The organism is Streptomyces sp. NPDC088350 (genome assembly GCF_044753545.1).
In the GTDB taxonomy this organism is placed as follows: Bacteria; Actinomycetota; Actinomycetes; order Streptomycetales; family Streptomycetaceae; genus Streptomyces.
In genome coordinates, this window is the sequence record NZ_JBIVNL010000004.1 from 791,564 (window position 1) to 804,099 (window position 12,536).

The 12,536-nt window shown below is 69.4% G+C and carries 9 protein-coding genes and 2 pseudogenes; 4 read left to right on the plus strand and 7 right to left on the minus strand.

Annotated features, from left to right (window positions below; genetic code table 11):
- Positions 1-72: 72 nt before the first annotated feature.
- Together ACIQBL_RS17460 and ACIQBL_RS17465 are read left to right on the plus strand one after the other, a co-directional pair.
- Positions 73-438: pseudogene (locus tag ACIQBL_RS17460) on the plus strand (helix-turn-helix domain-containing protein); the annotation flags it as partial.
- A 705-nt stretch (positions 439-1,143) separates the two neighbouring features.
- Positions 1,144-1,977, plus strand: a complete 834-nt coding sequence (locus ACIQBL_RS17465; protein ID WP_401942306.1) for a PIG-L family deacetylase — start codon at positions 1,144-1,146, stop codon at positions 1,975-1,977.
- An 85-nt stretch (positions 1,978-2,062) separates the two neighbouring features.
- On the opposite strand, the gene ACIQBL_RS17470 is transcribed toward ACIQBL_RS17465, so the two are convergent.
- Positions 2,063-3,004, minus strand: coding sequence for an SDR family oxidoreductase (locus ACIQBL_RS17470; RefSeq protein WP_401942309.1), 942 nt, complete (start codon positions 3,002-3,004; stop codon positions 2,063-2,065).
- Between the two features lie 95 nt (positions 3,005-3,099).
- Complete coding sequence (locus ACIQBL_RS17475) at positions 3,100-3,732, minus strand: NADPH-dependent F420 reductase (RefSeq protein WP_401942312.1); 633 nt, start codon at positions 3,730-3,732, stop codon at positions 3,100-3,102.
- A gap of 274 nt (positions 3,733-4,006) precedes the next feature.
- On the opposite strand from ACIQBL_RS17475, the gene ACIQBL_RS17480 reads away from it, so the two are divergent.
- Both ACIQBL_RS17480 and ACIQBL_RS17485 read left to right on the plus strand, forming a co-directional pair.
- Positions 4,007-4,918: a LysR family transcriptional regulator gene (locus ACIQBL_RS17480; protein WP_401942315.1), complete on the plus strand. Its 912-nt coding sequence runs from the start codon at positions 4,007-4,009 to the stop codon at positions 4,916-4,918.
- A 73-nt stretch (positions 4,919-4,991) separates the two neighbouring features.
- Positions 4,992-5,157: pseudogene (locus ACIQBL_RS17485) on the plus strand (IS5/IS1182 family transposase); the annotation flags it as partial.
- 41 nt (positions 5,158-5,198) lie between these two features.
- Here the strand turns inward: ACIQBL_RS17485 and ACIQBL_RS17490 are convergent.
- The 5 genes from ACIQBL_RS17490 to ACIQBL_RS17510 all read right to left on the minus strand — a co-directional run bounded on the left by ACIQBL_RS17490 (position 5,199) and on the right by ACIQBL_RS17510 (position 12,459).
- Positions 5,199-7,010, minus strand: coding sequence for an ABC transporter ATP-binding protein (locus ACIQBL_RS17490; protein ID WP_401942317.1), 1,812 nt, complete (start codon positions 7,008-7,010; stop codon positions 5,199-5,201).
- Between the two features lie 207 nt (positions 7,011-7,217).
- Positions 7,218-7,589, minus strand: a complete 372-nt coding sequence (locus tag ACIQBL_RS17495; RefSeq protein WP_401942320.1) for a hypothetical protein — start codon at positions 7,587-7,589, stop codon at positions 7,218-7,220.
- A gap of 545 nt (positions 7,590-8,134) precedes the next feature.
- On the minus strand, positions 8,135-9,241 hold the full coding sequence (locus ACIQBL_RS17500; RefSeq protein WP_401942323.1) for a 2-oxoacid:ferredoxin oxidoreductase subunit beta: 1,107 nt from the start codon (positions 9,239-9,241) through the stop codon (positions 8,135-8,137).
- Positions 9,234-11,150, minus strand: coding sequence for a 2-oxoacid:acceptor oxidoreductase subunit alpha (locus tag ACIQBL_RS17505; RefSeq protein WP_401942326.1), 1,917 nt, complete (start codon positions 11,148-11,150; stop codon positions 9,234-9,236). Before ACIQBL_RS17505 ends, ACIQBL_RS17500 begins: the two co-directional genes overlap by 8 nt.
- A 67-nt stretch (positions 11,151-11,217) precedes the next feature.
- Positions 11,218-12,459: a nitric oxide synthase oxygenase gene (locus ACIQBL_RS17510; RefSeq protein ID WP_401942329.1), complete on the minus strand. Its 1,242-nt coding sequence runs from the start codon at positions 12,457-12,459 to the stop codon at positions 11,218-11,220.
- Between the last annotated feature and the right edge of the window lie 77 nt (positions 12,460-12,536).

The following is a 12,536-nucleotide window of genomic DNA, read 5'->3' on the forward strand; positions in this document are numbered from 1 at the left end:
CAGGGTCTCTCACACACCGCAGGGCGCACCTACGCTGAACGTAGGGACGATCGGGCCGAGACAAGCGCTTTTCTGAAGTCTCGCCGCGACAGGATCACGCCCGAGCAGGCCGGTCTGCCCATCTTTGGCAACCGCCGGCTCGCCGGCCCGCGCCGGAGCGAGGTCGCCATGCTCGCCGGGGTGAGCGTCGAGTACTGCACGCGGCTGGAGCACGGCAACCTCAGCGGCGTCTCCGCCAGCGTCCTGGACGCGCTCGCCCAGGCCCTGCGCCTCGACGACACCGAGCGCACGCACCTGTACGACCTGGCCCGCGCGGCGAGCACGACACCTGCGCGGGCCAGGCGTCGGGCCGCCCCCGCCCGGACAGCTGTGCGTCCCAGCGTGCAGCGCATCGTCGACGGGATGCCGGGCATGCCGGCGTTCGTGAAGAACCACCGGGCACCGCACGGTGCTGGTCACCGGGCAGCAGGGCGACGGGATCACCGGCAACACGCGCGGCCACGACGGCACCGCCTCTTACAACGTGTGGTCCTCCGACGCCTCTCGCAAACAGAGTGTGGAAGCTGCCGCCCGGCGGCACCGCTCACCGCATCGCGGCACTGCCCGTCGGCGGAGTCCCAACGGTCTGGCCATGGTCCGGTCGGGCCAGCGGTTCAGCCGCTCCTTCGCAGGCGTGGCCGCCTGAGCCGCTGCCGCGCCGGGACGCGAGGTGGCCGTAATCCGGCGAAAGTGCGGTCTGTGGTGGACAAGAGCGAAGGCGGCCAGGGAGGCGGCCCACCGGCCGGCGCGGCTCATGCCGTGTTCGCCGGCGGCCGGGTGACCACCTTCTAGCTCTTCTTCGACCTGGGATGACAGCGGGCAACTGATGACCAGCGATCGTCCAGGACCTCAAGTTTCATGTCGGAATCTCACGGTTGGTGGCTGGCGGATGGACGTCTGATCCTGCGTTGCGCCGAGACCTGCCGGCCGTACCGGGAACAGCCGGTCCGGCCGGTGCGGTTGCATCGTCTGAGAGACCGGCGCCGCACGGGCGGGGAGCACGGAGACCACAAGGCCGTCCGCCCCACCAGGATCCGGGCCCAGGATCGCGGTACGCCCGCCGCGCACGGGGACCACGACGTATTTCCGCAGGAGGACTGTTTCATGACTTTCCGGCCCTTGACGCTCATGGCAGTACACGCCCACCCCGACGACGAGGCCACCGGAACCGGAGGGGTCCTGGCGCGGTACGCGGCGGAGGGCATCCGCACGGTTCTCGTGACGTGTACCGACGGCGGTTGCGGTGATGGACCGGGAGGCGTCAAGCCGGGCGATCCCGGCCACGATCCGGCGGCGGTCGCCCTGATGCGCCGTCAAGAACTCGAGGCGAGCTGTGGCGTCCTGAAGATCAGCGATCTGGAAATGCTGGACTATGCCGACTCCGGGATGATGGGCTGGCCGAGCAACGACGCCCCTGGATCCTTCTGGCAGACCCCGGTTCAGGAAGGCGCGGCCCGACTCGCGGAACTCATGCTGCACTACCGACCCGATGTGGTTGTCACCTACGACGAGAACGGCTTCTACGGCCACCCCGACCACATCCAGGCGCACCGCATCACAATGGCGGCGCTGGAGATGACCGCGCTGACACCGAAGGTGTACTGGACCACGATGCCACGCTCGGGGATGCGGCGGTTCGGCGAGATCATGCGCGAGTTCGGAGAGGACATGCCGGAGCCGGACCCCGCCGAGGCTGCCGCGATGGCCGAGATCGGCCTCCCCGACGACGAGATCACCACATGGGTGGACACCACCGCGTTCAGCGGGCAGAAGTTCGACGCGCTCGCCGCGCACGCCAGTCAGGGCGACAACATCTTCTTCCTCAAGATGGGCAAGGAGAGGTTCGGCGAGCTGATGGGCATCGAGACCTTCGTCCGTGTCCAGGACACCACTGGCACGGTCCTACCCGAGAACGACCTTTTCGCCGGCCTGCGCTGACCGGACCGACCGCCGAGGGGCTCCTTCCCGCTACGTTCGTGGGTGCTTGAAGTCCATGAACCACAGGAAGGAGCCCGATATCACGCTACGCGGCACATAAGTAATGGCCGTTGTCCAAATCGGCGAGCAGTGATGGGTGAGCTGGTTCCCAGCCGAGGGTCCGGCGGGTGATGTGGTTGGACGCCGGGAGGTCCAGCGTGACCGGATTCGCGAGGAACCCGAAGTATCCCGGCAGCATCAGTACGTCCGCGGGAATGCTCACGACGGGCAGGCCCAGGCGGCTGCCAATGGCCTCGGCGATCTCGCGGAACGGGATGCCCCCGTCCTCGATCGCGTGCCAGGATTTGCCGGCCGGCCCCTTCTCCAGCGCCAGGCGGAACAGGGAGGCGACATCGCGGATGTGCACGGCGTGCCACAGGTTCGCGCCGTCTCCGGGGTAGCCGACGACGCCCTTCTCCTTCGCGAGCGCGATCAGCTGGGGGAGGAATCCGGCCCTGTCGGTCGTGCTGTGCGCGATGGGGGGAAGCCGCACGATCGAGGACCGCACGCCTCGCTCGGCGAGGCCGACTACGGTGGTTTCCACGACGTTGCGCACCCGCAGGGTGCCCCTGTACTCATCGCCGCCGGGAAGGGCCGGGTCCTCCTCGGTGGCCGGTCGGCCCAGGTTTTCCCACCCGGGTGAGCCAATGCTCCCGGCCGCGACCAGCGGCTTTCCGGTTCCCGCGAGTGCCTCGCCGTACGCGAGCACGACCGAGAGCTCCGCGGCGGTCACGGCGTCGATCCCACCGGACGGAATCAGCTCACGCCTCCACGCGACGTGGACGACGCCGTCGGAGTCCGCGGCCGCCTCCTTGAGCCCGTCGAGATCCTCGAGGTCACCGCGACGCGCCTTCGCGCCGAGCGCGGACAGCGCCGCCGCGGCCGTGTCCGACCGGGCCAGGCTGGTGACCTCGTGCCCGGCGGCGATGAGCTCGGGGATGATGTACGAACCGGAATGGCCGGTCCCACCAGTGACGAAAACGCGCATGCGACTGTCCCTTTGAGATGAGGTGGAGGGCTGTCCTTCTCGTGTCGCCGATCGACTGACGTGATGCGACGCGAGAAATGGTGGTGCCGATGCGCTCAGCCGAGAATGCTGACGCCGAGGGAGAAGTTGGTGTGCTTGACGGAGTGGGCGACGAGGCCCAGCTCCAGCAGGGCGGCGTTCTCCAGGGTCCGCGCCATCGGCAGCTGCCCGGTGTCCAGCGGGCGCAGTCCCAGGCTCTCGACGAACGCCGACACGCGCGCCTTTGCCTGCGCGTCGTCGCCGGCGATGAACACGTCCAATGGGCGACCCTCGGCTGAGCCGGCCGCCAGAACATGGGAGAACAGGGTGTTGAACGCCTTGACGACCTGCGCGCCGGCGGGGGCGGCCTTGGCGATCTCCTGCGCGCCGGAACTGCCGTCAGGGGTGACAAAGCCCTTGAAATCGGAGGTGACGGGGTTGGTGATGTCGATGATGACCTTGCCCTGCAGTGTGTCCCCGTACTCGCTCACCACTGCCGCGGCACTGGCGTACGGCACCGCGAGGACAACGATGTCCCCGGCCGGGGCGGCGCCGGCCGTCCCGACAGTGGCGCCGCCGAGCGCGGCGGCCAATTCCTTGGCTTTGGCCGGGTCGCGACCGATGATCTCGACGGCGTGGCCGCCGGCGAGCGCCCGACCGGCCAAGGCGCCGGCCATGTTCCCCAGACCGACAATGCTGATACTGCTCATAGGGAAGCCTGCTTTCTAAAACTGGATGGGACGCCATGCCCACCTGTCGTGGTTAACGGTCATGTCGTCGAATGACGCGATGGGTGGTGCCCAATTTCGGATGTATTAATTCCGGGCCTGGAACCTGCTATCAAGTCCCGATGTTGAATTCTTGTGGCGAATTCACTCCGGCTCCTCAGGTACCTCTTCAGGCTGCCATTGGCCCGGGTGGAGTGTCCAAGACCTCTTTCAGTCGCGGTGATACCCTGAAGGCATCACCGGACGGGGGGATTCCATGGATCTGGACCTGCGCAAGTTGCGCTACTTCGCCGCCGTCGCCGGCACGTTGCACTTCGGCCGCGCCGCCGATGAGCTGCACATCGCGCAGCCGGTGCTCAGCCGGCAGATCCGCGCGCTCGAGCAGGATCTCGACGCCGCGCTGTTCACCAGGGATCGTCACGGCGTAGCGCTGACCGAAGCGGGTCGACAGTTGCTGGCCGACGCCGGCCCGCTGCTGGCCTCCGCGCACGCGGTCCGCCGCCGGGTGATCGTGGCCGCGCAGGGCAGCAGGCGGATCACGGTCGGCTTCCGTGCGGGTATCCCGGTTACCCCAGCGGTACAGCTGTTCGCCGCCCGGCACCCGGACGTTCTGGTGGACGTGCAGCGGATCGAGTGGGACGACCAGGCCCCGATGCTGCTCGACGGCCGCATCGACATCGGCTATGTGCGGCTGCCCATCGACGAGGCCGGCCTACGCGTCGCCCCGCTGTACACCGAGCCGCGGGTGGCGGTGCTGCCCGTCGGCCACCGATTGGCCGGCCGGGAGCAGATCGCCGAGGCCGAGCTGGCCGGCGAGCCGCTGGTCTGGCATATGGACCCCACCACGCAGCCCACCCGGCGGCCGCACCCCAACGCCGGGTACCTGGTGCGCGGGGTGGACGAGACGCTCGAGCATGTCGCGGCCGGCCGGGGCATCTCGTTCCTGGCCCGTTCGGCGACCGTGTTCTCCGCACATCCGAGCATCAGCTACGTGCCCGTCCCGGATCTGGCGCCCGACCAGGTGTGCCTCGCGATGGCGGCGTCGCACACCTCGCCGGTGGTCGACGACTTCTTCACCGCGGCTCAGGCGGCGGCCGAGACCACGGCAGGATGTGGGAACTACGAAATGTGGAAGCTTGGAAGCGGTGCCGTTTCACAGCACGACTGAGCAGTTCGGCTGACAACAGCAGCGCCAAGAGAGGGCACGCGGGGTCCTGCTGACCAGCGGCAACCGCGACGTGCCCGCCAATGCCTGTCGAGGCGCCCGGCACGGCACCGGACTGGGCACCTACCGGTGGGGGCGAGCGAACCTTCGTCCGGCTTCACAGCTTGCGACGTCTGCGCATCCGCCGGGAACGCAGAGCCGACCTCCACGAAGCGTTCCTCAAACTCGCCTGCTGCCTCATCCCCCACCGACAGCTCGGCTCATTGTGTCAGCCGGACGGCGTTCAGGCCGCCTCGTTGCCCACCGGTGTGGGTGTCGCCAGTACGGCCGTGCCGTCGGTCAGTTGGAGGACGAGGTCGGCCAGGGCGGTCAGGCGCTGGTCGTGGGTGATGACGAAGGTCGTGCGGCCGTCGGTGAGGCGGCGCAGGGGGGCCATGATGCGGGCGGTGGCCGCGTCGTCGAGGCCGGTTGTGGGTTCGTCCAGGACGAGGACGGACGCGGTGCGCAGCATGGCCCGGGCGAGGGCGATCCTGCGGCGCTGGCCGCCGGAGAGGTTGTTGCCGTGCTTGCCGACCGGGGTGTCGTAGCCCTGGGGCAGCTCGCTGACGAAGCCGTGCGCGTCGGCCGCCACGGCGGCGGCGATCACCTCGCTGTCGGCGGCGTCGGGGCAGCCGTAGACGATGTTCGCGCGGACCGTGTCGTCGAAGAGCATGCTGTCCTGCGGGAGCAGGGTGATGTGGCGGCGTACCTCGTCCACCGGGAGGTCGGCGATGTCGCGGCCGTCGAGCAGGATGCGGCCCCGTGTGGGTTCGTGGAAGCGCAGGAGGAGTTTGCCGAGGGTGGACTTGCCGGCGCCGCTGGGTCCCGTGACGGCGACCAGGAGCCCCGGGCGGATATCGAGGCGGACGCCGTGCAGTACGGGGCCCGTCGCACCGGGGTAGGAGAAGCCGACGTCCTGGAAGGTGACGGCGCCGTGTACGGGTTCGGGGAGCTGCGGGGTGTCGGGGCGAGGCAGCGCTTCGGGCGTGGGGGTGGTGCGCAGGATCTCGATCAGGCGCTCGCAGGAGGCGGTCGCGGTGGAGGCGCCGACGAGGAGTTCGCCGAGTTCCTGCAGGCGCGGGTGGAGGTAGCTGAGGAAGGCGGCGAACGAGAGCAGACCGCCCACACTGAGGTGGTGCTCGGAGATCTGCCACGCCCCGGCGCCGATCACCGCCAGCACGCTGAGGGTTTCGAGGAGTTCACCGAGCGGGCCGTACAGCGACGACAGTCGGATCTGCCGCAGCCCGGCCCGCATCCAGGTGCGTCCCTCCCGGTGCACTTTGCTGCGCTCCGCCTGCTGACGGCCGTACGCCTGTACCAGGGGCATGTTGGCGAGGCTCTCCTCAAGGAGGGTGGCGAGCCGTCCGTTGCTGTCGCGTTCCGCGCGGCTGGCGGTGCGCATCAGGGTGCCGAAGACACGGGCGCCGACCCAGATCAGCGGTGCGGCGGCGAAGGTGATGAGCGTCAGCTGCCAGCTGGTCCAGAAGGCGGCGGCGGCGAAGACGACGGCTCCCGCGGCGGAGGTGATCAGCTCGACGGGGGCAGAGGCGACCAGTGTCTCCACCACCTCGATGTCCCCGGTGAGGCGGGTGACCAGGTCGCCGGTGCCGTAGCGGTCGAGGGTGTCCGGCGGGATGCGCTGGAGGTGCTGGAAGACGTGGTCGCGCAGGCCCAGGAGGAAGTGTTCGCTGGTCCAGCCGGACAGGTAGCTGCCCGCGGCGGAAGCCGCGGCACCCGCCACGGCCAGGCCGAGCCACAGCGTGGCCGGGCCCCAGAAGGCGGCGAGGTCGCCGGGGGCCAGGACGTCGTCGGCGAGGCGGCCCGCGATGCCGATCGCGACGGCGTCGGCGGCGGCCGAGACGATGAGCAGCAGGGCCGAGGAGAGGACGGCGACGCGGTTGCCGCGGACCAGGGGCCAGAAGGTCCGGAAGGCGGCAAGAGGAGAGGTACGGGCGTGACGCATCCGGGACGGGCGGCGTCCCCCGGCCGCCGTCCGCTCCCAGGGGGTGCCGGGGTCCACGCCGGGTGTGCGGGCGGACCCCGGCACCGCCGTCACTTGGCGTGCTTCTTGTGCTTGCGGTGGTGCTTCTTGTTGTGGTGCTTGTGATGCGCCTCCTTGGCGCATTCCTTCTTCTTGGCCTTCTTGGCCAGGGTGATCTTCGCGAAGGACACGGCGTTCCCCTTTCTCGGAGTTGGCAACCGGTAATACGGGGACGGGAGTTGCCCGATTCACGAAGGGAGGTGAGGGTTGAATGATGTTCCCTTACCGAATCCCTAACCGACGCGCCTGACCGAGCGTCATCCGGGCGTAGAGGACATTTCCCGGAGTGAGCCGGTCCGTGTCGGTCAGGGTGAAGAGGACGTTGCCCGATGACCACGAGTTGTCTTTGGTCCAGCCGTAGAGGGCGTACGCGGTCTTGGCGGTGAGCGGAGTCAGAGGCGTGGTGGCGGTCCAGCCGGCGGCAGGAGAATCAAGGGGCCAGGTGGCAAGACCGGCCTTGACGGGTCGGCCGGATGTCCATGAACCGACCTTCACCTCCTTGTCGACGTCTGCGCTGTCCACATAGAGGGTCGCGCCGTCGAGATGATGCCCGCAGACCAGCATGACGCCGAGCAAATGACCGTCACTGGTCACGGAGATGCTGGCGACGGCATCTACCGGGACCGTGCACCCAGAAGTACCGGCCAAGGCCACGCCGACCACGACGGCACCGACAACGCGCCGAAACACCCGCCGTGAAGTGGTTGGCGACATCGCTCCCCTCCCCCGGGGGCACAGGCGGGCCCCTGTTCCGCCAGACAATAGGGACACGCGGCACCGGGCCCGCCGTGTCGCCATCGACCCGTTGCGCGCTCGTTGTTGCTTCGTAGTCGCCTGGCTGTGTCAGCCCAACACGGTGTCAGTTGCGGCATCACGACGGGGCATCGTGGGGCTGTCGGTCAGTGGGGGCAGGAGTGCCAGTTGATGTTGCGGACAGTGCGCGGGATTCGCGCCCCGGAGGAAGGACTTGGCTGGTGTCTCCTCGGTGGCGCGGTCGAGGTTTCTCCGGGGCTCGGAGCGCGGGGCGACGGTGCGTCGCAGATCGGTGAATTCGCTGGAATTCGACTTGCGGTCCGTTTTCGGACGCACAGTGCATTCCTCTGGTTGTAGGCCCACAACCCCTTCGCGCTGCGGTGCCTTTATCCGTATGCCGGGCCGGTGACGGTCCAGGTGTCGTTGCCGGTGAGGAGTGCGCCGAGGTCGCCTTTGCCGTGTTGTTCGACGGCTCGTTCGAGTTGGTCGGCCATGTCGGCGTCGTAGACCGGGCGGTCGATGTCGCGCAGTACGCCGATCGGGGTGTGGTGCAGGGTGTCGGGGTCGGCGAGGCGGGACAGCGCGAAGGCGTGGGTGGGGCCGGCCGCGTGGGCGTCGTGGACCACGATGTCCGGCTGGTTGGCCTCGGTGACGTCCACCACCCGCAGGTCGCCGGTGTCAGGGTCCCGTACGACACCGCGCGAACCGTCGGCCCCGAAGCGGATCGGCCGCCCGTGTTCCAGGCGGATGAGTGCTTCCTGGGCGGAGTGCTGGTCCTTGAGGGCGTCGAAGGCGCCGTCGTTGAAGATGTTGCAGTTCTGGTAGATCTCCACCAGCGCGGTGCCGGGGTGCGCGGCCGCCGCCCGGAGCACACCGGTGAGGTGCTTGCGGTCGGAGTCGATGGTGCGGGCGACGAAGGACGCCTCGGCGCCGATGGCCAGCGAGACCGGGTTGAAGGGGGCGTCGAGCGAGCCCATCGGCGTGGACTTGGTGATCTTGCCGACCTCGCTCGTCGGAGAGTACTGGCCCTTGGTGAGGCCGTAGATCCGGTTGTTGAAGAGCAGGATCTTGAGGTTGACGTTGCGGCGCAGGGCGTGGATGAGGTGGTTGCCGCCGATGGACAGCGCGTCGCCGTCGCCGGTGACCACCCAGACGCTGAGGTCGCGGCGCGAGGTGGACAGGCCGGTGGCGATGGCGGGGGCGCGGCCGTGGATGGAGTGCATCCCGTAGGTGTTCATGTAGTAGGGGAAGCGGGACGAGCAGCCGATGCCGGAGATGAAGACGATGTTCTCGCGGGCCAGGCCGAGTTCGGGCAGGAAGCCCTGTAGGGCGGCGAGGATCGCGTAGTCGCCGCAGCCGGGGCACCAGCGCACTTCCTGGTCCGACTTGAAGTCCTTCATCGACTGCTTCGCGTCGGCCTTCGGGACCAGGGAGAGTGCCGGCAGCCCCGGCGCCCCCGATACGGGACGGTCGACGACGGGTGCCTCAGACATCTGCGCTCTCCTCCTGCACGGTGGTGATGGCGTGGGCGAGTTGTTCGGCCTTGAACGGCAGGCCGGTGACCTGGGTGTACGAACGCACGTCGACCAGGTACTTCGCCCGCAGCAGCTGGGCGAGCTGGCCGAGGTTCATCTCCGGGACGATGACGCGGTCGTAGGAACGCAGCACTTCGCCGAGATTCCCCGGGAAGGGGTTGAGGTGACGCAGATGTGCCTGCGCGACGGCGCCGCCGGCACGCCTGACGCGTCGGACGGCCTCGGTGATGGGCCCGTACGTGGAGCCCCAGCCGAGCACCAGTGTGCGTGCGTGCCCGGAAGGGTCGTCGACGGCGATGTCGGGGACGGTGATGCCGTCGGTCTTCGCCTGCCGGGTGCGGACCATGAGGTCGTGGTTGGCCGGGTCGTAGGAGATGTTGCCGGTGCCGTCCTGTTTCTCGATGCCGCCGATGCGGTGTTCGAGTCCCGGTGTGCCGGGGACCGCCCACGGCCGGGCCAGGGTCTGCGGGTCCCGCTTGTACGGCCAGAACTCGCCCTCGTGGTTGGGTGCGGTGGCGAACGGCACCCGCAGGTCCGGCAGTTCGTCCGGGTCCGGGATCCGCCAGGGTTCGGAGCCGTTGGCGAGGTAGCCGTCGGAGAGCAGGAAGACCGGGGTGCGGTAGGCCAGGGCGATACGGGCGGCCTCGACCGCGGCGTCGAAACAGTCAGCGGGGGTGCGCGGCGCGACGATCGGTACCGGGGCTTCGCCGTTGCGCCCGTACATCGCCTGGAGGAGGTCGGCCTGTTCGGTCTTGGTGGGCAGACCGGTGGACGGGCCGCCGCGCTGGATGTCGATCACCAGGAGCGGCAGTTCGAGGGAGACCGCGAGGCCGATGGTCTCCGACTTGAGCGCGACGCCGGGTCCGGAGGTGGTGGTCACCGCGAGGGAGCCGCCGAAGGCCGCGCCGAGCGCGGCGCCGATGCCGGCGATCTCGTCCTCGGCCTGGAACGTGCGCACCCCGAAGTTCTTGTGCCTGCTCAGCTCGTGCAGGATGTCGCTCGCCGGGGTGATGGGGTACGAGCCCAGGTACAGCGGCAGGTCGGCCTGTCTGCTCGCGGCGATCAGGCCGTAGGACAGGGCCAGGTTCCCCGAGATGTTGCGGTACCGGCCGGCCGGGAAGGCCGCCGCGGCAGGCTGCACCTCGTAGGAGACCGCGAAGTCCTCCGTCGTCTCGCCGAAGTTCCAACCCGCCCTGAACGCCGCGACGTTCGCCTCGGCGATGTCCGGCTTCTTCGCGAACTTCTTCCGCAGGAAGCCCTCGGTGCCCTCCGTCGGCCGGTGGTACATCCAGGACAGCAGCCCGAGCGCGAACATGTTCTTGCTGCGCTCGGCCTCCTTCCGCGACAGCGGGAACTCCTTCAGCGCACCGACGGTCAGGGTCGTCAGCGCCACCGGGTGCACCGCGTAGCCCTGGAGCGAGCCGTCGTCCAGCGGGCTCGCGGGGTAACCGACCTTGGCCAGTGCGCGCGGGGTGAACTCGTCGGTGTTCACGATGATCTCCGCGCCGCGCGGCAGGTCGGCGATGTTCGCCTTGAGTGCGGCCGGGTTCATCGCCACCAGGACGTCGGGGGCGTCACCCGGAGTCAGGATGTCGTGATCGGCGAAGTGCAGCTGGAAACTGGACACTCCCGGCAGGGTGCCTGCGGGGGCCCGGATCTCCGCCGGGAAGTTCGGCAGCGTCGACAGGTCGTTCCCGAAGGACGCCGTCTCCGAGGTGAACCGGTCCCCCGCGAGCTGCATACCGTCGCCGGAGTCCCCGGCGAATCGGATGATCACCCGGTCCAGCCGCCGGATCTCCTTGGCCGGTCCGCGCTGCTCACCGGGCACGGGGTGCTCATCGGCAGGGCGGCTGATCTGACTCGTCACTGAAGCGGACCTCCTTCGCGGCGGCGCACGCGTGTGGCCGCGGCTCTGTCGTGGGACGGCACCCGGCTCATCCGCCGTGGTAGGGGCACTGGCCGCGGCCGAGGTCGCGCGCCTGGTCGTCGAGGTAGAAGTTGGGGCGCTGGTCGGCCTGGTCGTAGTAGCGGTGGAAGACCGGGGTGATGCCGCCGGACAGCGGGGGGACGATCCACGTCCAGTCGGCGGGGACGGTTCTGCCCGCGCGCTGTTCCTTCTCCATGTGGGTGAGGAAGCGCCGGGACTCGGTGTGGTGGTCGCTGATGCGGGCGCCGGCCTCAGCGAAGGAGTGCAGCACGGCCACGTTGAGTTCGACCAGGGCGCGGTCGCGCCACAGGGAGGTCTCGCTGTCGGTGTCCAGGCCCAAGCGGGCGGCGATGAGCGGCAGGAGGTCGTAGCGGCCTTCGTCGACGAGGTTGCGGGCGCCGATCTCCGTGCCCATGTACCAGCCGTTGAAGGGGGCGAGCGGGTAGTCGAGGCCGCCGATGCGCAGCCGCATGTTGGAGATGGCGGGCAGCGCGTGCCAGCGCAGTTCCAGGTCGGCGAACCAGGGGTGCTCGGGGTGGCTGAGCGGGACTTCGAGGACGGCGTCGGCGGGGACGTCGAAGAGCTGTGGCTTCGTGTCGTGGGTGCTGATGACCAGGGGCAGGACGTCGAAGGCGCCGCCGGGGGCGTTCCAGCCCATCCGCCGGACCAGTTCGGTGAAGTCGGCGTAGGCGGGGTCCCCGGTGACACTGCCGTCCTCCTGCCGGTAGCCGGCGTAGCGGATGAGCTGGTCGTTCCACACCCGCGGGCTGGGGCGGCCGGGGACATCGGGGGCGAAGACGGAGATCACCGGGCGGATGCGGCCGCCGTTGGTGCCCTGGCGCAGGTGGGTGACGAGGTGCTGGTGGATCTCCTCGGGGGCGGTGGCGTCGCGGCGGTCCAGGACTTGGAGGCTGTTCCAGTACAGGCGGCCGATGCAGCGACTGCTGTTGCGCCAGGCGACGCGGGCGCCGAAGGCGAGTTCGGCGGAGGTGTGGCGGTAGGTGCCGGTCTCGAAGATGTGCCGCTGTATCTCCTGGAGCCGCGTGTGGAGGGGGTGCGGCTGGTCGGGGTGTTCGCGGTGGTGCATCCGGACGAAGTCCTCGGCTTCGGCAAGGTCGGCGTGACCGGCCCCGCCGGGGACAGGGAGTGACGCGGGGTCCTCGTAAGGGGTCCGGTTCGTGGCGGCGGGCTGGGGGCGCGGGGCGGGGTGGGGCACGAGGCGTGCGGCAAGGGTGTCGGAAGGGTTCATGGCCTGTCCTCGGAAGGGGGCAGCTCGGCCCGGGGCGGCGGGTTTCGGGAGGAGCGGCCGGTGGCCGCCCGCTGTGG